The sequence below is a fragment of the Streptomyces sp. NPDC001858 genome, from assembly GCF_053594615.1.
In genome coordinates this window covers 1-21,325 of record NZ_JBSFEV010000023.1, presented here as the reverse complement: position 1 = coordinate 21,325, position 21,325 = coordinate 1, and the positions used below count along the sequence as shown (strand labels likewise).

Annotated in this window: 13 protein-coding genes, 1 tRNA gene and 1 rRNA gene; 3 read left to right on the top strand and 12 right to left on the bottom strand. The window is 69.9% G+C overall.

Annotation, left to right across the window (positions count from 1 at the left end; all coding sequences use genetic code 11):
- The first annotated feature begins 110 nt into the window (after positions 1–110).
- Positions 111–953, top strand: a complete 843-nt coding sequence (locus tag ACWCPF_RS28010; protein ID WP_451047877.1) for an Fpg/Nei family DNA glycosylase — start codon at positions 111–113, stop codon at positions 951–953.
- 58 nt (positions 954–1,011) lie between these two features.
- Positions 1,012–1,776 carry an SDR family NAD(P)-dependent oxidoreductase gene (locus ACWCPF_RS28005; RefSeq protein ID WP_451047876.1) on the top strand — a complete coding sequence of 255 codons (765 nt, stop codon included), beginning with the start codon at positions 1,012–1,014 and terminating at the stop codon, positions 1,774–1,776.
- 788 nt (positions 1,777–2,564) lie between these two features.
- Here the strand turns inward: ACWCPF_RS28005 and ACWCPF_RS28000 are convergent.
- The 9 genes from ACWCPF_RS28000 to ACWCPF_RS27960 form a co-directional block, all read right to left on the bottom strand.
- Complete coding sequence (locus ACWCPF_RS28000) at positions 2,565–3,035, bottom strand: Dps family protein (protein WP_451047875.1); 471 nt, start codon at positions 3,033–3,035, stop codon at positions 2,565–2,567.
- Between the two features lie 212 nt (positions 3,036–3,247).
- Positions 3,248–3,628, bottom strand: coding sequence for a helix-turn-helix domain-containing protein (locus tag ACWCPF_RS27995; protein ID WP_062650917.1), 381 nt, complete (start codon positions 3,626–3,628; stop codon positions 3,248–3,250).
- A 109-nt stretch (positions 3,629–3,737) separates the two neighbouring features.
- The gene (locus tag ACWCPF_RS27990; protein ID WP_451047874.1) at positions 3,738–4,283 is read right to left on the bottom strand and encodes a CinA family protein; all 546 of its coding nucleotides are present in this window, start codon (positions 4,281–4,283) and stop codon (positions 3,738–3,740) included.
- Complete coding sequence (gene pgsA / locus ACWCPF_RS27985; RefSeq protein WP_451047873.1) at positions 4,280–5,044, bottom strand: CDP-diacylglycerol--glycerol-3-phosphate 3-phosphatidyltransferase; 765 nt, start codon at positions 5,042–5,044, stop codon at positions 4,280–4,282. The genes ACWCPF_RS27990 and pgsA overlap by 4 nt, the downstream gene beginning before the upstream one ends.
- Positions 5,041–6,570: a 30S ribosomal protein S12 methylthiotransferase RimO gene (gene rimO, locus ACWCPF_RS27980; RefSeq protein ID WP_451047872.1), complete on the bottom strand. Its 1,530-nt coding sequence runs from the start codon at positions 6,568–6,570 to the stop codon at positions 5,041–5,043. Before rimO ends, pgsA begins: the two co-directional genes overlap by 4 nt.
- An 89-nt stretch (positions 6,571–6,659) precedes the next feature.
- Positions 6,660–7,499: a helix-turn-helix domain-containing protein gene (locus ACWCPF_RS27975; RefSeq protein ID WP_451047871.1), complete on the bottom strand. Its 840-nt coding sequence runs from the start codon at positions 7,497–7,499 to the stop codon at positions 6,660–6,662.
- A 255-nt stretch (positions 7,500–7,754) separates the two neighbouring features.
- Positions 7,755–10,472 (bottom strand): DNA translocase FtsK, encoded by a 2,718-nt coding sequence (locus ACWCPF_RS27970; RefSeq protein ID WP_451047870.1) that lies wholly within the window; start codon positions 10,470–10,472, stop codon positions 7,755–7,757.
- Positions 10,473–10,686: 214 nt separating this feature from the next.
- Positions 10,687–11,376 (bottom strand): response regulator, encoded by a 690-nt coding sequence (locus ACWCPF_RS27965; protein ID WP_451047869.1) that lies wholly within the window; start codon positions 11,374–11,376, stop codon positions 10,687–10,689.
- Positions 11,377–11,654: 278 nt separating this feature from the next.
- Positions 11,655–17,117 carry a HAMP domain-containing protein gene (locus ACWCPF_RS27960; protein WP_451047868.1) on the bottom strand — a complete coding sequence of 1,821 codons (5,463 nt, stop codon included), beginning with the start codon at positions 17,115–17,117 and terminating at the stop codon, positions 11,655–11,657.
- Between the two features lie 393 nt (positions 17,118–17,510).
- On the opposite strand from ACWCPF_RS27960, the gene ACWCPF_RS27955 reads away from it, so the two are divergent.
- Positions 17,511–20,252: a SpoIIE family protein phosphatase gene (locus ACWCPF_RS27955; RefSeq protein ID WP_451047867.1), complete on the top strand. Its 2,742-nt coding sequence runs from the start codon at positions 17,511–17,513 to the stop codon at positions 20,250–20,252.
- A gap of 51 nt (positions 20,253–20,303) precedes the next feature.
- Here ACWCPF_RS27955 and ACWCPF_RS27950 read toward each other — a convergent pair.
- The 3 genes from ACWCPF_RS27950 to rrf form a co-directional block, all read right to left on the bottom strand.
- Positions 20,304–20,379: transfer RNA gene (locus ACWCPF_RS27950), tRNA-Thr, on the bottom strand.
- Positions 20,380–20,454: 75 nt separating this feature from the next.
- Positions 20,455–21,117, bottom strand: a complete 663-nt coding sequence (locus ACWCPF_RS27945) for a DegT/DnrJ/EryC1/StrS family aminotransferase (protein WP_451047972.1) — start codon at positions 21,115–21,117, stop codon at positions 20,455–20,457.
- 115 nt (positions 21,118–21,232) lie between these two features.
- Positions 21,233–21,325 (bottom strand): 5S ribosomal RNA (rrf, locus tag ACWCPF_RS27940); the annotation flags it as partial.

Here is a 21,325-nt window from a genome sequence, read left to right as displayed (position 1 = left end):
CCCCGCACCCCGCACCCCGCACCCCGCACGAACCACAGACCGCCCACACACAGACCGCACCCCCGCCACCGCATCCCCCCTGAGAGCGACTCCCATGTCACCCTTGACGCATGCCCGAAGGTGACACGGTCTGGCAGTCCGCGAGGCGGCTGCACGACGCCCTCGCGGGCAAGACGCTGATCCGCTCGGATCTCCGGGTCCCCAAGTACGCGACCGCCGACCTGACCGGCCGCACCGTCCTGGAGGTCACCCCGCGCGGAAAGCACCTCCTCACCCGTATCGAAGGCGGCCTGACCCTCCACTCGCACCTGCGGATGGACGGCTCCTGGAAGGTGTACGGACACGACCAGCGGTGGACCGGCGGACCGGCCCACCAGATCCGGGTGATCCTCGGCACCGACGACCGCACAGCCGTCGGCTACCGTCTCCCCGTCCTCGACCTGCTGCGCACCACAGACGAACAACGCGTCGTCGGCCACCTCGGCCCCGACCTGCTGGGCCCCGACTGGAACCCCGAACAAGCCCTGGCCAACCTCCTCACCGACCCTGCCCGCCCCCTCGGCGAGGCCCTCCTCGATCAACGCAATCTCGCCGGCATCGGCAACATCTACAAGAGCGAGCTCTGTTTCCTCCTCGGGGCCACCCCCTGGCTCCCGGTCGGGGCGCTCCCCGCCGCCCGCGCCGCCGAACTGCCCACGCTCGCGAAGAAGTTGCTGGAGGCCAACCGCGACCGTCCGGTCCGCAGCACCACGGGTCGCCGAGGCCAGGACCTGTTCGTCTACGGCCGGTCACCCCGCCCGTGTCTGCGCTGCGGAACACCGATCCGCGCGGCAGACCAGGGCGACGGCTCCCGCGAGCGCCCGACCTACTGGTGCCCCACCTGCCAGACGGGCCCCGCACCGCCCCCGGGTTCCCCGCCGACACACCGCATCCGCCCCAGAACCACGCGATGACGCCCCGCACCACGCACCACAATTGACGGACCGTCAGAAACCCTCGTACCGTCCCTACATGGCCGTGAAGGCGTACGACCTCACCGGACGCACCGCATTCGTCACCGGCGCAGCGAGCGGAATCGGCCGCGCCTGCGCCGTACTGCTCGCCCAGGCAGGCGCCACCGTGCACGGCGCGGACCTCGACGCCCAGGGCCTGCACGAGACGGCGACGCTGATCAAGGACCAGGGCGGAACCGCCCGCACCCACCACCTCGACGTCACCGACCGCGTCCAGGTCCGGCAGGCCGTGGAATCCTGCGAACGGCTGGACGTCATGGCGGCGGTCGCCGGGATCATGCACAGCAGCCCGGTCCTGGAGACCCGGGACGAGGACCTGGACCGGGTCTTCGCCGTCAACTTCAAGGGCGTGCTGTACGCCTGCCAGGAGGCGGCCCGGCTGATGCTGGCGCGCGAGACCGGCGGCAGCATCGTCACCATGGCCTCGGGCGCCGTGGACACCGGGGGCCCCGGCCTGCTCTGCTACGGCGTCGCCAAGGCAGCCGTCGTCCAGTTGACGAAGACTCTGGCGACGGAGGTCGGCCGCCACGGCATCCGCGTCAACGCGGTCGCGCCGGGCTGGATCCGCACCCCCATGACCGACCGTCACGACACCGCCGCACAGGCCCGCACCGAGGCGGTCATGTCCCGCATGTCACCGCTGGGCCGGGTCGGCGAACCGGAGGACATCGCCCACGCCGTCCTCCACCTGGCCTCGGACGCGTCCGCGTTCACAACAGGCCAGATCCTCCGCCCGAACGGCGGCGTAGCGATGCCCTGGTAACCCCGGCCCCCTTCACGGACGCCCTTACGAACATCCTTGCCGAGCCCCTCCCCACGACACCCCCAGCCCGCCACCAGCCCACCCTCAGCCCCCCCAAGCGTCACAACCGCCATCGCGGCCCTACCCCCAGCCCACGCCCACGCCCCACTCCCCAGCCCACGCCCCCAGCCACCTAACGCACCGTCTCCCCGACACCCCCATCACCCTCCGCACCCGCACTCCCACCACCCCCGCAGTCACTCCCCACCGCCCGACCCCCCTCTCCGTCATCCCCCCGCTCCTGCCCCTGCCCCATCCCCGACCCCTGCCCCGACCCCCGCCAAGCAGCCCTCCACCGCCCGTCCCCCACCGCGCCCACGGCCCGCGCCTTCGCCACGCAGTGCACCGGCAACAGGCTCAGCCCCCACCCTCCGGCGGCGACGGCGCCCTCCAGCGCCCCCGCGTCGGGCAGCACGGCGATCCGCACCACGGCCCACCACCACACCGCGCCGAGCCCCAGGCCGAGCCCGAGTACGACCCCCCGCCCCACTATTCGTCCCGCCACGGCCGTCACCTCCAGCCCGAGCCTCACGCGGAGTCCCTCCACGACATCAGAAAAGCCCGCACATCTGCGGACCGCACACCTCCGAAGAGGACGACGCTAAGCGCCCACCCTCACTCCCGGCAGGGCGCACGGGTGGCACACCGGCGCATCACCCGACCCGAGCGCCTCCCGCAGCCTCCCGCTCCCACCCCATGCCCGCCGCCCTGCGCACGCACCGCACACACCGCACGCACCGCAGGGACCCTCACACGTTCTCCGCCTGGAACATCCAGTGATGTTTCTCCAGGTCGGCGGTGATCCCGATGAAGATGTCCTGGCTCACGGGATCGGCGTCACCCGTGGCAGCCACCCGTTCCCTCATCCGGGTGATCACAGCGCCCAGAGCGTCGACCAGCGTCCCGACCGCTCTGGAGTCCTTGATCCATCCCTCGGACACCGCACCGATCCCGCTGCCGGCCGCCACCGACGCCGCCCGCCCGTCCGGCGAGACGCCCAGCGCCGAGGCGCGCTCCGCGACGGTGTCGGAGTGCGTGCGGGCGACGTCCACGACCTCGTCGAGCTGGAGGTGCACGGACCGGAAGCGGGGCCCGACGACGTTCCAGTGGATCTGCTTGGCGACGAGCGACAGGTCGATCAGATCGACGAGCGCGCCTTGCAACGCCCCGGAGACGGTCTTCAGATCGGCCTCGGACAGGGGACTCTTCACGACGTACATCCGTACCTCCGTACCCCCGGGTGGTGGGCAGCCCCCGCGGTGCCCGTGCCCCTCCACGATGACCGCGGCGCCCGGCACCGGCAAACGGACGACGGGCCGAGGACGCGAAAAACCCCGGCCGCACCTTCCCCGGGTCTCCCCGGAGAAGCCCCGGCCGGGGCCTCACACAATCCTGCACGCGCGTCTACACACGTGCCTCGTGCTGCATATGCCTACGCCGCGACCACGTCCACCGCCTCGGCGGGCGCCTTGATGGTCACCCGCTCCGGTGGCACACCGGTCACCGACACGGAACCCAGCATCGGACGGACCGACGCGGGCACAGGCTCGCTGGGGGTGGCGGCAGCAGACTGGGCCAGCTCGGCGAGGGCGAGCTCGTCGCTCACTTCCCGCATGAGCTCGGACATCCGTACGTCCAGCGCGTCGCAGATGGCGGAGAGCAGCTCGGAGGATGCCTCCTTCTGCCCCCGCTCCACCTCGGAGAGATAGCCGAGTGAGACTCGGGCGGACGAGGAGACTTCGCGCAGAGTACGGCCCTGGCGCTGGCGCTGCCGACGCAGCACGTCACCCAACAGGCGACGGAGCAGAATCATCGGTGGCTCCCTCCTCGGACCGCGTAGCCGCATCCTTCACGCCCCACCGTACCGCCTTGCGCTGCGGCCGTGCGGGGAGCGATGTCGTGTTCACTCAGGGCTGCAAACATCAAAACCCCCCGTTCTGTTCCGTATCCTGTGCCCGCTCATTCCCGGTCTGTTCGCCCGCAAGCTCTGTCAGGAGCAGTGCGAGTACGCTCCGTACACTCTCTCTACGAATTTCCGCCCGGTCGCCGTTCAACCGCAGGGCCTCCACTTTTCCGCCAGCGGCGGAACCGGAATCCGCCCCGAACGGCCCGTCCACGGCCACGAAAACCGTGCCGACGGGCTGTCCGTCCTGTGGGTCGGGACCGGCGACGCCGGTGGTCGCGACGCCCCAGTCGGCGCCGAGTGCCTTGCGTACGCCGGCCGCCATCTGGGCCGCGACCTGCGCGTCCACCGCGCCGCGGGCCGCCAGCAGAGCGGCGTCGACACCGAGCAGTTCATGCTTGAGTTCGGTGGCGTACGCGGTGACCGACCCGCGGAACACCCTGGACGCCCCGGGGACCGAGGTGATCTCCGCGGCGACCAGGCCACCGGTCAGCGACTCGGCCACGGCAAGCGTGGATCCGCTCACCGTGAGTAGTCGCACCACGTCGGCGGCCGTGGAACTCACGCTTCCGTCTCCCCCGACGCCGCCTTGCGCTCGGCGATTCCCTGCCTGCGCAGCACAATGGCCTGTCTCACATAGTCGAGCCCGGTCACCACGGTCAGGACGACCGCCGCGGCCATGACCCACCACCGCAGCGTGGCCAGCCAGCCCGTCAGCGCCAGGACGTACATCCCGACCGCCACGCCCTGGGTGAGCGTCTTGAGCTTGCCGCCCCGGCTCGCGGGGATGACGCCGTATCTGATGACCAGGAAACGCATCAGCGTGATCCCGAGTTCCCGGCCGAGGATCACGATCGTCACCCACCACGGCAGGTCGCCGAGCGAGGAGAGGCAGATCAGCGCCGCTCCCATGATCGCCTTGTCGGCGATGGGGTCGGCGATCTTCCCGAAGTCGGTGACGAGGTCGTAGGTCCGCGCCAGGTGCCCGTCGAACAGGTCGGTGATCATGGCGATCGCGAAGGCCGCCCAGGCGAGCGAACGCCACGCCGGGTCGTAGCCGCCGTCGGCCAGCATCAGCGCGACGAAGCCGGGGACCAGGATCAGCCGAAGCATCGTCAGAAAGTTGGCGATGTTCCAGACGCTCGCCTGGTTGACGGCGGCGGCCGCCAGCTTCGCGCCCCGCGGCGGCCGGCCGGCGCCCTGCGGATCGGCGCTCGCGCCGACGTCGGCTGACCCGTCCGAAGCCGCCGTGACGGTCTTCTCCTCGGCCGTCGCGGCCGATGCCGGCGAGGAGCCGCCCGCAGCCGATGCCGGAACACCCGTCATCTGCCCGCCTCCTCACTACACCCGAACGAACCCTGCGACGAGCCCTGCGACGAGTCCTGCAGCGAACCCTGCGGCGAACCGTGCAGTGCACTCTGCAGCGGCTCGGCCACCAGGTCGACACCCTCCGTACCGATCACCTTCGCCTCGACCATACGGCCGACGCTCAGACCCGCGCCCGATGTCAGCAGCACCTGGCCGTCCGTCTCCGGCGCCTGGTGCTCGCCGCGCCCGTACACGCCCTCGTCGTCCACCGACTCCACGAGCACGTGCACGGTCTCACCCACCCGTTCCTCGGCCCGCTGCGAGACGAGTTCCTCGGCGAGCCGCGAAATCCGGGCGAGCCGCTCGGCCACCACGTCCACGTCGAGCTTGTCGGCGTAGGTCGCGGCCTCGGTGCCCTCCTCGTCGGAATAGCCGAAGACGCCGATCGCGTCCAGCCTCGCGCCGTTGAGGAAGCGCTCCAGCTCGGCCAGGTCGGCCTCGGACTCGCCGGGGAAGCCGACGATGAAGTTGGAGCGCACGCCCGCCTGGGGCGCCTTGCCCCGGATGGTGTCGAGCAGCTCCAGGAAGCGGTCGGTGTCGCCGAAGCGGCGCATCGCGCGCAGCACGCCGGGCGCGGAGTGCTGGAAGGAGAGGTCGAAGTAGGGCGCGATCTTCGGCGTGGAGGTCAGCACGTCGATCAGACCGGGCCGCATCTCGGCCGGCTGGAGGTAGCTGACGCGCACCCGCTCCAGGCCGTCGACCGCGGCGAGCTCGGGCAGCAGCGACTCCAGCAGCCGGATGTCGCCGAGGTCCTTGCCGTAGGAGGTGTTGTTCTCGGAGACCAGCATGATCTCCTTGACGCCCTGCTCGGCCAGCCAGCGCGTCTCGTTCAGCACATCGCTCGGCCGGCGTGAGATGAAGGAGCCGCGGAAGGACGGGATGGCGCAGAAGGAGCAGCGCCGGTCGCAGCCGGAGGCGAGCTTGACCGAGGCGACGGGGGCGCCGTCCAGCCGCCGGCGCAGGGGCGCGCGCGGGCCGGACTGCGGGGCCAGGCCCTCGGGCAGATCGGTGGGCGCGCCGTGCCCGGGCAGGGCCACGTCCGTGGCCGACTGTCGTTCGGCGGGGCTGATCGGCAGCAGCTTGCGCCGGTCGCGCGGGGTGTGGGAGGCGTGGATGCCGCCGTTGAGGATGGTCTGGAGGCGGTCGGAGATGTCGGCGTAGTCGTCGAAGCCGAGCACGCCGTCGGCCTCGGGGAGCGCCTCGGCGAGCTCCTTGCCGTATCGCTCGGCCATGCAGCCCACCGCCACGACGGCCTGGGTTCTGCCGTGCCCCTTGAGGTCGTTCGCCTCCAGCAGGGCGTCGACGGAGTCCTTCTTGGCGGCGTCGACGAAACCGCAGGTGTTGACGACGGCGACGTCCGCGTCCTCGGCGTCCTCCACGAGGTGCCAGCCGTCCGCCTCCAAACGGCCTGCGAGCTCCTCCGAGTCCACCTCGTTACGGGCGCAGCCAAGGGTGACGAGTGCGACGGTACGGCGTTCAGGCATGGGCTCAAGACTACTTTGTCCCACCGACACCGAACGTCGACGGGGTTGGCGAAGATCGCCAACCCCGTTCGTCCGAAGGCCCGCCTGGCTCATCCGGCCTGCGGATCGCCCTTCGTGTAGGTCAGTCGCTCCACCGCGCCGGGCTGGAAGTCGTCGTCGAGTTTCTTTCCGTTGACGTAGAGATCGATCGCGCCGGCGTCGCCGAGCACGAGGTTGATCTTCTCGCTGTCCTGGAAGGTCTTGGAGTCGCCCTGCTTGAGCAGGCCGTCGAAGAGCAGCCGGCCGTTGTGGTCCTTGGCGGAGATCCAGCTGCGGCCGTCGGGGGCGGTGACCTGGACGGTCACCTTGTCCTGGGGGGCCGCGGCGATGGCGCTGTCGGAGGGTTCGGGCTTCTCGTCGACGGTCTTGTCGGTCTTCGGCGTGGGCGAGGCGGTCTTGCCGGCCGCCGGTGTGGTGCCCTCGGCGACCTGTTGCTTCGTGCCGTCGTCCTCGCCGCCCTTGAAGGCGGTGAAGCCGACGAAGCCGACGACGGCGACGATCGCGGCGACCATGGCCGCGGTCCAGTTCGGCCCACGCCGCTCGGGGCGGATACGTTCCGCCTCGAACATGGGTGCAGCCGGGGTGGGTGCGGGACGGCCGCCATGGGTGGCGTCGTACCGGTCGATCAGCGGGACGGGGTCGAGGTGGACGGCCCTGGCCAGGGTCCGGATGTGCCCGCGCGCGTAGACGTCTCCGCCGCAGGGGGCGAAGTCGTCCGCCTCGATGGCGTGGACGATGGCGATACGGACCCGGGTGGCGGAGCTGACGTCGTCGACGGTCAGCCCGGCCGCGATGCGCGCCTGCTGCAGGGCGCGACCGATGGAGAAGGAGGCTTCCTCGGACGGGTCTTCGAAGGGACGCTCGTCTTCAGGGGAGTTGCCGATGGACACGGGGGCGCCTTTCGAGCGTGTAGCCACCTGTGCTGGAAGTTCAGTCTAGGGGGGGTGCCAAAGGGAGGGGCAACCGGGCGGTACGACTTTGTACGCCATCGGTATGGCCGGACACGCCGATGACGGGCCGGTTACGGCCCCGGCGGGGAGCCGCACCTGTCCTCTCGCTCAACTGGACGTACGTCAAAGGGAAACGGTTGCCCATCTCTCTCTAACGGGTGAGTCACGGCCGATCGCCGCTTCTCTCCCTGACGTCTACCCCGCGGAGTCCCCTCGGATCACCGCGAGCACTCCGTCCAACTCGTCCGGCTTCACGAGGACGTCTCGCGCCTTGGAGCCCTCGCTGGGCCCGACGATGTTCCGCGACTCCATGAGGTCCATCAGGCGGCCGGCCTTGGCGAAGCCGACCCGCAGCTTGCGCTGGAGCATGGACGTCGACCCGAACTGGGTGGAGACGACCAGTTCGGCCGCCTGGCACAGCAGGTCGAGGTCGTCGCCGATGTCCTCGTCGATCTCCTTCTTCTGCTTGGCGCCCACGGTGACGTCTTCCCGGAAGACCGGCGCCATCTGGTCCTTGCAGTGCTGGACGACGGCCGCGACCTCGGCCTCGGTCACGAAGGCGCCTTGCATACGGGTGGGCTTGTTGGCGCCCATCGGCAGGAACAGCCCGTCGCCCTTGCCGATCAGTTTCTCGGCGCCGGGCTGGTCGAGGATGACGCGCGAGTCGGCGAGCGAGGAGGTCGCGAACGCGAGCCGGGAGGGCACGTTCGCCTTGATCAGACCGGTGACGACGTCCACCGACGGGCGCTGGGTGGCCAGCACCAGGTGGATGCCGGCCGCGCGCGCGAGCTGCGTGATGCGCACGATCGAGTCCTCGACGTCGCGCGGCGCGACCATCATCAGGTCGGCGAGCTCGTCGACGATCACCAGCAGATACGGGTACGGCTGGAGCTCGCGCTCGCTGCCCAGGGGCGGCTTGGCGGTCCCCTCGCGCACCGCGCGGTTGAAGTCGTCGATGTGCCGGTAGCCGTACGCGGCCAGGTCGTCGTAGCGCAGGTCCATCTCGCGCACGACCCACTGGAGCGCCTCGGCGGCCCGCTTGGGGTTGGTGATGATCGGCGTGATGAGGTGCGGGATGCCCTCGTAGGCGGTCAGCTCGACGCGCTTGGGGTCGACCAGGATCATCCGGACGTCTTCGGGTGTCGCCCTTATCATCACCGAGGTGATCAGGCAGTTGATGCAGGACGACTTGCCGGAGCCGGTGGCGCCGGCGACCAGGATGTGCGGCATCTTCGCCAGCGAGTGCATGACATAGCCGCCCTCGACGTCCTTGCCGAAGGCGACCAGCATCGGGTCGTCGTCCTCGGCGGACTCGGCGAGCCGCAGCACGTCGCCGAGGTTGACCATCTCCCGGTCGGTGTTCGGGATCTCGATGCCGACCGCGGACTTGCCCGGGATCGGACTGATGATCCGCACATCGGGGCTGGCGACGGCGTACGCGATGTTCTTCGCGAGCGCGGTGATCCGCTCGACCTTCACGGCGGGGCCGAGCTCGACCTCGTAGCGGGTGACCGTCGGCCCGCGGGTGAAGCCGGTGACGGCGGCGTCGACCTTGAACTCGGTGAAGACGTTCGTCAGCGAGGCGACGACGGCGTCGTTGGCCGCGCTGCGCGCCTTGCCGGGTCCGCCGCGCTCCAGCAGGTCGAGCGAGGGCAGCGCGTAGGTGATGTCACCGGACAGCTGGAGCTGCTCCGCGCGCGGCGGCAGCTCGCGCATCTCCTCGGGGGCCGACTTGGTCAGATCGGGCACCGCCCCGACCTTGAGCTTCTCCTGCTTCGGGCGGGAGGCCGGCGCCGGGACGGGCGTCGGCGTCGTCGGCTCCCGGTCGCCGAGCCCGACGCCCTGGGTGAGGTCGGCGACGATCGGCGAGGGCGGCATGCCGTGCAGGACGGCGCCGTCGAGGTCGGCCGCGGCGGCCGCGGCGATGTCCACCGCGTCCAGCTGCCGGTCCATGGCCGGCTGCGGCACCGCGGAGCGCCGGGGGCGTCCGCGCCGCCGGGAGAGCGCCTCCTGCTCGGCGCTGTCGGGGTCGTACTCCTGGGGGGCGCCCGAGCGTCGGCGGGGGCGCCCGGGCAGCGCCTCGCGCCACTGCTCTTCGTAGCGCGCGCCGTCGTCGAACCCGTCGAACTCGTCCTCGGCCGGATCGTGCAGCACGCCCAGCCGCACGCCGAGCTGACGCAGCCGCTGCGGGATGGCGTTGACCGGGGTCGCCGTGACGACGAGCAGCCCGAAGACCGTGAGCAGCACCAGCATCGGTACGGCGAGGACCTCGCCCATCATGTACGTCAGCGGGGTCGCCGCGCCCCAGCCGATGAGGCCGCCGGAATCCCTTATCGCCTGCATGCCGTCGCTGCGGGCGGGCGATCCACAGGCGATGTGGACCTGGCCGAGGACGCCGATCACGAGCGCCGACAGGCCGATCACGATACGGCCGTTGGCGTCGGGCTGCTCCGGGTGCCGGATGAAGCGCACGGCGATGACCGCCACCAGGATCGGCACGAGCAGGTCGAGCCGGCCGAAGGAGCCGGTGACCAGGATCTCGACGAGGTCGCCGACGGGACCGCGCAGGTCGGCCCAGGTACCCGCGGCGACGATCAGGGCGACGCCGAACAGCAGCAGGGCGACGCCGTCCTTGCGGTGGGCCGGGTCGAGGTTCTTCGCGCCGTTCCCTATGCCGCGGAACACGGCGCCCACACCGTGCGCCAGGCCGAGCCAGACGGCGCGCACGAGCCGGTAGATGCCCCCGGTCGGGCTGGGGGCGGGCGCGGGCTCGGGCTTCTTGGCCGCGGCTTTCTTGGCGGGCGCCTTCTTCGCCGGGGCCTTTTTCGCAGCGGCCTTCTTCGCCGGAGCCTTCTCGGGAGCAGCCGCCTTCTTGGCGGGCTGCTTCTTGGCTGCGGAGGGACGTGAGGCCATGGGTGTGAGGTTACCGGTGGAGGCCACAACGGACACGTGTGCCTACTGCTTCACCCGTTCGTGTCGCTCTCGCAGCGGCCCGGAACTGACGGAGGCCCGGAACTGACGCGTCCTCATGCACAACTCCTCGCATGACACGCGTCAGTTCCGGCCCGCAAGCTCACCTCTGCAAGCCCGGTTCTACGAGCTCACCTCTGCAAGCCACTTCTGCCGGCTAGTTCTGCGACGGCACCGAAGCCGTGCCGCTGCCGGTTCCCGGCTCCAGCGCGTCCAGCGCCCTGCGCAGGCCGGTCAGTTTGCGCTCCAGATGCGCCGCGGTGGCCACCGCCGCCGCGTCCGCCGACTCGTCGTCCAACTGCTTGGACAGGGCCTCCGCCTGCTCCTCGACCGCCGCAAGCCGCGCGGAGAGCTCCGCGAGCAGCCCGGGCGACTCCTTGGCGCCGCCGCCCGCCGAGGTCTTGCCGGCACCGCCCTCCAACTGCAGCCGCAGCAGCGCCGCCTGTTCGCGCAGCTGACAGTTCTTCATGTACAGCTCGACGAACACCGAAACCTTCGCGCGCAGCACCCACGGGTCGAACGGCTTGGAGATGTAGTCCACCGCACCCGCCGCGTAACCGCGGAAAGTGTGGTGCGGCCCGTGGTTGATCGCGGTGAGGAAGATGATCGGGATGTCCCTGGTGCGCTCTCGCCGCTTGATGTGCGCGGCCGTCTCGAATCCATCCATTCCCGGCATCTGGACGTCCAGCAGAATGACCGCGAAGTCGTCCGTCAGCAGTGCTTTGAGCGCCTCTTCCCCGGACGATGCCCGAACCAGCGTCTGATCGAGCGCAGAGAGGATCGCCTCCAGCGCCAGCAGATTCTCCGGCCGGTCATCGACCAGGAGGATCTTGGCCTTCTGCACCATGGCCCGCCCTCCTCGCCCCGGCAGTGCACCGGGCGCCGCCCCTGGGGACGACTCCTTTGCGCCGCCCTTCCTTGTGCCGGTCATGGTAGCCGCACCCCGACCGTCGCCACACCCTGTCACCGTGATGTCACTGTGCACGTAGCAGGAACGTAAGCGGAGACCAGAAGGTTCCCCGAATTCCGCCCCGCTACACGGCGGCGGCCACCCAGAGTCAGCAACTCCGAGCGCACCCCGAAGGTTCCCGTCACGCCGCGGTCCCCCTCACGCCGCAGGCCCACTCACTCGTCCCGCATCCACTGCCGCATCACGGACAGCAGGTGATCCGGGTCGACCGGCTTGGTCACATAGTCGGACGCGCCGGACTCGATCGCCTTCTCCCGGTCGCCCTTCATCGCCTTCGCCGTCAGCGCGATGATCGGCAGCCCGGAGAACTGCGGCATGCGCCGGATCGCCGTCGTCGTCGCATAGCCGTCCATCTCGGGCATCATGATGTCCATCAGGACGACCGCCACGTCGTCGTGCTGCTCCAGGACCTCGATGCCCTCCCGGCCGTTCTCCGCGTACAGCACCGACAGGCCGTGCTGCTCCAGGACGCTGGTCAGCGCGAACACATTGCGGATGTCGTCGTCGACGATCAGCACCTTCTCGCCGCCGAAGCGGATGCCCACGCGCGCGTGCGCCTCCGTCTGCTGCCCGCGGGCCGGCCACTGCTCCGGCTGTCCGACCTGCTCGCCGCCGCTCACCAGCCGGCGCCGACGCCGGAAGAGGGCCGCCGGACCGTTCTGCGCGTCCTGGTACGACCTCACCTCGGCCGGCATCGCGATCTCCGCCTCGGACAGCTCCGACAGCTCGCGCGCCCCGTTCTCCGAGGCCACCAGGTCGCCGGCCTCCAGCGCGGGCACCACCTGCTGGTAGCCCTGCGGGGGCAGCTCGCTCGGGTGCAGCGGCAGATACAGCGTGAACGTCGAACCGCGGCCCGGCTCGCTCTGCGCGTGGATCTCACCGCCGAGCAGCTGCGCGATCTCCCGCGAGATCGACAGCCCGAGGCCCGTGCCGCCGTACTTGCGGCTGGTCGTGCCGTCCGCCTGCTTGAACGCCTCGAAGATCACCCGCATCTTGCTGGCCGCGATCCCGATGCCGGTGTCGGTCACCGAGAACGCGATCAGCGGCGCATCCGCGTCCGTCAGCGAACCGGCCTCCAGCAACTGCTCCCGGATCGCCACCGGCACCTCCGCCCCGGCCGGTCGGATGACCAGCTCGACCGACCCGGAGTCGGTGAACTTCACCGCGTTGGACAGCAGGTTGCGCAGCACCTGCAGCAGCCGCTGCTCATCGGTGTGCAGCGTGGCCGGCAGCTCCGGCGACACCCGCACCGACAGGTCGAGGCCCTTCTCCGCCGTCAGCGGACGGAACGTGGCCTCCACGTAGTCGACCAGCTGGACGAGCGCGATCCGCGTCGGCGAGACGTCCATCTTGCCCGCCTCGACCTTCGACAGGTCGAGGATGTCGTTGATCAGCTGGAGCAGGTCGGAACCGGCCCCGTGGATCGTCTCGGCGAACTCGACCTGCTTGGGCGAGAGGTTGCCCTCCGCGTTGTCGGCGAGCAGCTTGGCCAGGATCAGCAGCGAGTTGAGCGGAGTGCGCAGCTCGTGCGACATGTTGGCGAGGAACTCGCTCTTGTAGCGCATCGACACCGCGAGCTGCTCGGCGCGCTCCTCCAGGACCTGGCGCGCCTCCTCGATCTCGGTGTTCTTCACCTCGATGTCACGGTTCTGCTGGGCCAGCAGCTCGGCCTTCTCCTCCAGTTCGGCGTTGGACGCCTGCAGGGCCTTCTGCCGCTGCTCCAACTCCGCCGACCGCTCCCGCAGTTGCTCGGTCAGCTCCTGCGAGTTCTTCAGCAGCTGCTCCGTCTTGGTGTTGACGGAGATCGTGTTGACGCTGGTCGCGATCATCTCCGCGAGCTGGTTGAGGAAGTCCTTCTGGATCTGCGTGAACGGCGTGAACGACGCCAGCTCGATCACCCCGAGCACCTTGCCCTCGAAGAGCACCGGCAGCACGATCACCTGCGCGGGCGGCGCTTCGCCGAGCCCCGAGGAGATCTTCAGATAGCCGGACGGGGCGTTCGCCACGAGGATCGTGCGCTTCTCCTCGGCGGCCGTCCCCACCAGCGCCTCACCGGGCCGGAACGACGTCGGCATGGAGCCCATCGAGTAGCCGTACGAGCCCAGCATCCGCAGCTCGTACTGTTCGCCGCCGCCGTCGGCCGGCTGCATCGCCAGGAAGAACGCGCCGTGCTGCGCGGCCACCAGGGGCGGCAGTTCGCTCATGATGAGCGAGGCCACGTCCTGAAGGTCGCGCCGGCCCTGCATCAGAGCGGACACGCGCGCGAGGTTGCCCTTGAGCCAGTCCTGCTCCTTGTTGGCGATCGTGGTGTCACGCAGGTTGGCGATCATCTTGTTGATGTAGTCCTGGAGCTCCTGGATCTCCCCGGACGCGTCCACGTCGATCTTCAGGTTCAGGTCGCCGCGGGTCACCGCGGTCGCCACGCGCGCGATGGCGCGCACCTGCCGGGTCAGGTTCCCGGCCATCTCGTTCACCGACTCGGTGAGGTCGCGCCAGGTGCCGTCGACGTCACGCACGCGTGCCTGACCGCCGAGCTGACCCTCGGTGCCCACCTCGCGGGCCACCCGGGTGACCTCCTCGGCGAACGACGACAGCTGGTCGACCATCGTGTTGATGGTCGTCTTCAGCTCGAGGATCTCCCCGCGCGCGTCGATGTCGATCTTCTTCGTCAGGTCGCCCTTGGCGATGGCCGTCGTGACCATGGCGATGTTGCGCACCTGGCCGGTCAGGTTGGACGCCATGCCGTTCACCGAGTCGGTGAGGTCCTTCCACGTGCCCGCCACACCCGGCACATGCGCCTGACCGCCCAGGATGCCGTCCGTGCCCACCTCACGGGCCACCTTGGTGACCTGCTCGGCGAACGAACTCAGCGTCTTCACCATGGTGTTGAAGGTGTCGGCGAGCTGCTGCACCTCGCCGCGCGCCTCGATCGTCACCGTCCGCGTCAGGTCGCCGTTGGCGACGGCCGCCGCGACCTGGGAGATGTTGCGCACCTGCATGGTCAGGTTCTTGGCCATCAGGTTGACGTTGTCGGTGAGGTCCTTCCAGATGCCCGTGACACCCGACGCATGCGCCTGACCTCCCAGAATGCCCTCGGTGCCCACCTCGCGGGCCACCCGGGTCACCTGCTCGGCGAACGACGACAGCTGATCCACCATCGTGTTGACGGTCGTGACGAGTTCGAGGATCTCGCCCTTGGCGTCGACGGTGATCTTCTTCGACAGATCGCCCTTGGCGACCGCGGTCGTGACCTCGGCGATCTGACGCACCTGGATGGTCAGATTGTTCGCCATGAAGTTCACGGACTGCGTGAGGTCCTTCCAGGTGCCGGAGACCCCCTGCACCTCGGCCTGCCCGCCGAGCTGCCCCTCCGTACCCACCTCACGGGCCACCCGGGTGACCTCCTGGGCGAACGACGACAGCTGGTCCACCATCGTGTTCAGGGTGTTCTTCAGCTCCAGGATCTCCCCGCGCGCGTCCACGGTGATCTTCTGGGAGAGGTCACCCCTCGCCACCGCGGTGGCGACCTGGGCGATGTTGCGCACCTGGGCGGTCAGGTTGCCCGCCATGCCGTTCACCGAGTCCGTCAGGTCCCGCCACACACCGGCCACCCCGGGCACCTGCGCCTGCCCGCCCAGCCGCCCCTCGGTGCCCACGTCACGGGCCACCCGGGTCACCTGATCGGCGAAGGCCGACAGCTGGTCCACCATCGTGTTGATGGTGTTCTTCAGCTCCAGGATCTCGCCGCGCGCGTCGACGTCGATCTTCTGCGAGAGATCGCCCCGGGCGACGGCCGTGGTCACCTGCGCGATGTTGCGCACCTGCGAGGTCAGGTTCCCGGCCATGGAGTTCACGGAGTCCGTGAGCTCCTTCCAGGTGCCCGAGACGCCGTCCACGCGCGCCTGCCCGCCCAGCCGACCCTCGGTGCCCACGTCCCGCGCCATCCGGGTCACCTGATCGGCGAACGACGACAGCTGGTCCACCATCGTGTTCACGGTGTTCTTCAGCTGGGCCATCTCGCCGGAGACGTCCACGGTGACCTTCTGCGAAAGGTCACCGTTGGCCACCGCCGTGGTGACCTGCGCGATGTTCCTCACCTGTCCGGTGAGATTCCTGAACGCCGTGTTGACGGAGTCCGTCAGGTCCTTCCACGTGCCGGCCGCGCCCGACACCTGTGCCTGCCCGCCCAGCTCACCCTCGACCCCGATCTCCCGGGCCACCCGGGTGACCTCGGCGCCGAACGCCGACAGCTGGTCCACCATCCCGTTGACGGTGTTCTTCAGCTCCAGCATCTCGCCGGCCACGTCCACCGTGACCTTCTGCGACAGATCACCGCTGGCCACGGCCGTCGTCACGGCCGCAATGTCCCGCACCTGAGTGGTGAGATTGCGGAACACCGTGTTGACGGAGTCCGTCAGGTCCTTCCAGGTACCGGCCGCGCCCGGCACGTTCGCCTGGCCCCCCAGCTGCCCCGCGGCTCCCACCTCGTTGGCCACGCGCGTGACCTCGTCCGCGAAGGTCCGCAGCGTCTCGGTCATCTGGTTGATCGTGTCCGCGAGCTGCGCGACCTCACCGCGCGCCGACACCGTCACCTTCTGCGACAGATCGCCGTTGGCGACCGCCGTCGTCACCTCCGCGATCCCGCGCACCTGGGCCGTCAGGTTCCCGGCCATGGTGTTCACCGAATCGGTGAGCTCTTTCCACACCCCGTCCACACCGGACACCTGCGCCTGGCCGCCGAGGATGCCCTCGGTGCCCACCTCGCGGGCCACCCGGGTCACCTCGACCGAGAACGCGGAGAGCTGGTCCACCATCGTGTTGACGGTGTTCTTCAGCTCGAGCATCTCGCCCTCGACGTGAACCGTCACCTTCCGTGACAGATCACCCTTGGCCACCGCCGTCGTCACCAGCGCAATGTCCCGCACCTGCGCCGTCAGCCGGTACGCCATCGTGTTGACGGACTCCGTGAGGTCCTTCCACGAACCCGACATACCGCGCACCTGGGCCTGACCGCCCAGCTTGCCCTCGGTGCCCACCTCACTGGCCACCCGCGTGACCTCGTCGGTGAACGTCGACAACTGGTCGACCAGGTTGTTGACCGTCCGCCCGACCTTCAGGAACTCCCCGCGCAGCGGATGCCCGGTCCCCTCCGGCGTGTGCGTCCTGAGCTCCATACGCGGCGACAGATCACCCTCGGCCACCGCCGACAGCACCCGCCCGACCTCGGACACCGGCCGTACGAGGTCGTCGACCAGCGCGTTCGAGTTGTCGATCGCGGTCGCCCAGGACCCCTCGCAGGCGCCCGTCTCCAGCCGCTCGGTGAGCTTGCCCTCCCGTCCGACCATGCGACGTACGCGCGAGAGCTCACCCGTGAGGTGGAGATTACGGTCCGCCACCTCGTTGAACACGGCGGCGATCTCCGACATCACGCCGTCGCCGGACACCGTCAGCCGTCGGCGGAAATTCCCGTCCCGCATCGAGCCCAGAGCGACCAGCAGCCGGTCCAGGGCCGCTGTGTCCACAACGGTCGTCCCGCCGCGTGGTGAGCGCTGCCTGCTAGGGGACTGTCCGCCTTTCGCGCGCGTCTTAGTGCCCCGCGTCGCTGCGCCAGACTCCACTTGTCCCTCCCGCAGGGGTCGACCGTTACCGCTGTGCCTGGGTTCTGCTGCCGTGCTGGGTGCTGCTGCCCGCCGTGCCTGTCGCCGCCGGGTTTTCCGCCTGATGAAACCAGGCCGACCCGGGAGGCTGCTGCCCCCTGTACTCAGAAGACACCCAGTCTGCCCGGACCTTCACAAGAAGCTTGCCCAGTGTTTCACCCTTGCGGAACCAGGCCATAACAGTTCGGCAGCTTCGCACATGGTCCGCACACCCTCGGCGGAAACACTTGGTGACCGGCATCCGCACGGACCGGGAAGGTAAGTAACCTTGCATGCGGCTGTCCAGCCACACCGGTCCGACCGGCCTGGGCGGTGGCACGAGCACGAGCGGGCATCGGAGGGGCGGCCGCACACATGACCACCGGACTGATCCCGGGGGGACAGACCCCGGACCCCCGGCCTTCAAGCACGCGCGCACCACAGCAGCGGCGCGACCAGACCGGCCCGGGAGCCCTGCACATAGACGACCGGCCGAGGAGTTCAGTGATCACCGCGCGCGCGGCTGCCAGCTTCGAGCCCGTGGGGCGATCGGTGGCGACCGCCCGCGCCTTCGTCCGCGACACCCTCCAGGGCTGGGGCTTCGCCGACATCGTCGACGACGCCGTGGTCCTCACCAGCGAACTGGTCACCAACGCGGTCGTCCACGCGGGCACCCACGCCGAGGTCCTTTGTCTGCGCAGCGACGACGGCGTGCGCATCGAGGTCGCCGACCGCTATCCCGAGCGCGAGATCCCCCTCCAGGGCTCCCTCGCCACCATGGGCAGCCCGGACCGCGAAGGCGGCCGCGGCCTCCAGCTGTGCGCGGCCATCGCCGGCCGCTGGGGCGTCGAGTACACCCCCACCCACAAACAGGTCTGGTTCCGACTCGACCTCCCCGACCGCCCGGTGGGCACGCGCGCGGCCGGCCCGTCCCTCCCGGCCGATCTCCTGCCGATCGCGGACAGCCGGGTACGCGTGGCGGTCGTCCAGATCGACCGCGCGGGCGCCATCTCGGCGTGGAACGAGGACGCCGAGGAACTCTTCGGCCACCCCGCCGACCAGGTCACCGGCAAACCCCTCACCGACATCGCGGCTTGGCCGCACACCCCCGGCACCAGCACCGGCATCGTGGAGGCCCTCCAACTCTCCCGCTGGGAGGGCAGTTACGGCATCCGCGGCGCCGACGGCCGTGTCACCCCCGTGTACGCCTCCCACCTGCGCGTCCGCGACACCGGCGGCGAGCCCTCCACCGTCTGCCTGCTCGTGCGCGACCACGAACGCGCGGTCCTGCAGACCCCGTTGCGCGTCCCGGCCTCCGACCCGCCCGTCGGCTCCGACGGCCAGAGCGCCGACCCCTTCGAGGTGTTCATCGGCTCCCCGGCCCCGGACGACCTCGACGGCCTCCTCCAGCGCACGGTGGAACGCGCCCGCGACATGCTCGACGCCGACTCCGCCTTCCTCCTCCTCGCGACCGACGACGAGACGGAGTTGGAGGTCCGTGCCTCCACCGGCCTGCCCTCCGCCCGCCAGCGCTTCGCGCGCGTGCCCGTGGAGGCGGGCCCCGGCCGCTACGGCTCGGCCCGCATGCCGGCCGTCCATGAGGACCTCCTGGCCGTCCCCGGCGCCGTTCCGCTGCTGAACGGCACGGGCATGCGCTCGGTCGTCACCGTCCCGCTCAAGGTCGAAGGCCGCCTCACCGGCTCCCTCGGCGTCGCGGCGGAGGCCCCCGGCCGCTACTCCAACGAGGAGGCCCTGCGCCTGCAGTTCGCGGCCGACCGCATCGCGCTGGCCGTGGAGTCGGCCCGCCTCGGCGAGCTGGAACGCCTGCGCAGAGGCTCCCTGAGCTTCCTCGTCGAGGCCTCCGACCTCCTCGCCGGCACCCTGGACCGCGACCAGACCCTCGCCCTGATGGCCCAGATGACGGTCCCCACGCTGGCCACCTGGTGCGCGGTCTACACGATCGCCGACCAGGCCTCCGACCCGTACCTCTCCTACGTCCTGCACGAGGACGAGGAACTCATCGACGGCATCAAGTCGTTGCTGTCGAAGATCGCACCCCCGGACCCGGTCCCCACCCCGGGCGCCCGCGTCTGGGCGGCCCCCGCGGAGGCGGCCCACGACGCGGCCCTGCGCAGCTCCATGCGCAGCCTCGGCCTGACCGGCGGCCCCACCCACCAGGTCTCCTCGGGCATCGGCCCGACCCTCGCCACAGCGTCCGCCGTCGGCGGCGAGACGGTCGTGCTCCCCCTGGTCGCCCGCAACCGCGTCATCGGCATGCTGACGCTCGGTAAGCCCACCGACGAACACTTCCGCCAGGAAATCCTCGAACTGGCCGAGGACTTGAGCCGCCGAGCGGCCCTCGCCCTCGACAACGCCCGCCTCTACTCCGAGCGGACAGCCATCAGCCAGGCCCTCCAGCGCAGCCTGCTGCCCCCGGAGACCCCCAAGATCGACGGCGTCGAGGTCGAGGTCATCTACCGCGCGGCCGGCGAGGGCAACGAGGTCGGCGGCGACTTCTACGACGTCTTCCCCATCAGCGACGGCGTCTACGGCTTCGCCATCGGCGACGTCTGCGGCACCGGCCCGAACGCGGCGGCAGTGACGGGCCTGGCCAGACACGCATTGCGCCTCCTGGCGAGAGAAGGCCTCAGCGGCCCGGCCGTCCTGGAACGCCTCAACTCGGCCATCCTCGACGAGGGCGCGCGCAGCCGCTTCCTGACCCTCCTCTACGGCGAGATGCGCCCCCAGGCGGACGGCAGCGCCGAGCTGAAGGTGGTCTGCGCCGGCCACCCGCTCCCCCTCCGCCTCCGCCAGGACGGCACGGTCGAGCCCGCGGCCGAACCCCAGCCCCTCCTCGGCGTCATCGAGGACCTGGAGCTCTACGAGCAGACGATCACCCTCGACCCGGGCGACGTCCTGCTCTGCGTCACGGACGGCGTCACCGAGCGCCGCGAGGGCGCCCGCATGCTCGGCGACGACGGCCTCGCCGACGTCCTCACCACCTGCACGGGCCTCACGGCCGGCGCGGTCGCGGCCCGCATCATGCGCGCGGTGGAACGCTTCGCATCCGACGCCCCGTCCGACGACATGGCGATCCTGGCCATGCGGGTGGCATGAGAAGAACGGCATGAGAAAAGCCCCCGCCCGAAAGGGCGGGGGCTTTCTTCGTGGAGCCCCCTAACGGAATCGAACCGTTGACCTTCTCCTTACCATGGAGACGCTCTGCCGACTGAGCTAAGGGGGCCAGTCACTTTTCGAGGTTTCCCTCGCGGCAACGGAATAGATCATACCCCGAACAGGCCGGTGTTCCCAAACCCGTTCAGAAGGCGGGCTGAAGCAGTCCGCCGAGGGCATTACAGGCCGAGACGATCCGCTGCATGTCCCGCTTCGTCAACGAGGCATCCACCGGCAACGCGAGCGTCTCGTCAGCGGCCAGCTCGGTCGCCGGCAGTGCCACACACTGCCTGAACTCGGGCAACCGGTGCAGCGGAGTCCGCACCGGAATCCGGCAGTCGATTCGCCTCCCCCGCAACGCCCGCGCGAACGCATCCCGATCCGGCCGCCCGTTCCCCGGCACCCGCACGACGTACTGCTGATACGTATGCCCGTCACCGCCATCGGGCATCCGAACACCACGCAACCGCCCGTCCAGATAAGCGGCCCGCTCCCGACGCTGCGCGATCTCGTCGTACGGCGCCTCGGACTCCCCCTGCTCCAACACCAACAACCCCTGCCGCTGCCCCACCTCGTGCAACCGCCGGACATCCGCGGGCCGCCCGAAGCGATGAACGACAACGACGGCCACGGTACGGGGAGTTATGGTCGCTTCGACGGCGGCCGGATCCAGACAGTAGGTTACCGGGTCGACATCTGCGAACACCGGCAGCGCACCGGCGAGGGCGATCGCTCCGGCGACTTCCACATTCCCGAAGGCCGGCACGATGACCTCGTCACCGATTCCGACGCCGGCAGCTCTGAGCATTGCAGCAGTACTCATGCCGTGGATGCTGCGGACGGAACATGAACTTCAAGTGACCACAAACAAAAAAGGGTTGGACCCCGAACCGAAGTTCAGAGTCCAACCCTTTTGAATGATTGTTCGGCGGTGTCCTACTCTCCCACAGGGTCCCCCCTGCAGTACCATCGGCGCTGTAAGGCTTAGCTTCCGGGTTCGGAATGTAACCGGGCGT

Excerpts from the sequence above, each read along its gene's own strand:
- ACWCPF_RS28010 (WP_451047877.1), top strand. The coding sequence starts at position 111 with ATGCCCGAAGGTGACACGGTCTGGCAGTCCGCGAGGCGGCTGCACGAC.
- ACWCPF_RS28005 (WP_451047876.1), top strand. The coding sequence starts at position 1,012 with ATGGCCGTGAAGGCGTACGACCTCACCGGACGCACCGCATTCGTCACC.
- ACWCPF_RS28000 (WP_451047875.1), bottom strand. The coding sequence starts at position 3,035 with ATGTACGTCGTGAAGAGTCCCCTGTCCGAGGCCGATCTGAAGACCGTC.
- ACWCPF_RS27995 (WP_062650917.1), bottom strand. The coding sequence starts at position 3,628 with ATGATTCTGCTCCGTCGCCTGTTGGGTGACGTGCTGCGTCGGCAGCGC.
- pgsA (WP_451047873.1), bottom strand. The coding sequence starts at position 5,044 with ATGACGGGTGTTCCGGCATCGGCTGCGGGCGGCTCCTCGCCGGCATCG.
- rimO (WP_451047872.1), bottom strand. The coding sequence starts at position 6,570 with ATGCCTGAACGCCGTACCGTCGCACTCGTCACCCTTGGCTGCGCCCGT.
- ACWCPF_RS27970 (WP_451047870.1), bottom strand. The coding sequence starts at position 10,472 with ATGGCCTCACGTCCCTCCGCAGCCAAGAAGCAGCCCGCCAAGAAGGCG.
- ACWCPF_RS27965 (WP_451047869.1), bottom strand. The coding sequence starts at position 11,376 with ATGGTGCAGAAGGCCAAGATCCTCCTGGTCGATGACCGGCCGGAGAAT.
- ACWCPF_RS27955 (WP_451047867.1), top strand. The coding sequence starts at position 17,511 with ATGACCACCGGACTGATCCCGGGGGGACAGACCCCGGACCCCCGGCCT.
- ACWCPF_RS27945 (WP_451047972.1), bottom strand. The coding sequence starts at position 21,117 with ATGCTCAGAGCTGCCGGCGTCGGAATCGGTGACGAGGTCATCGTGCCG.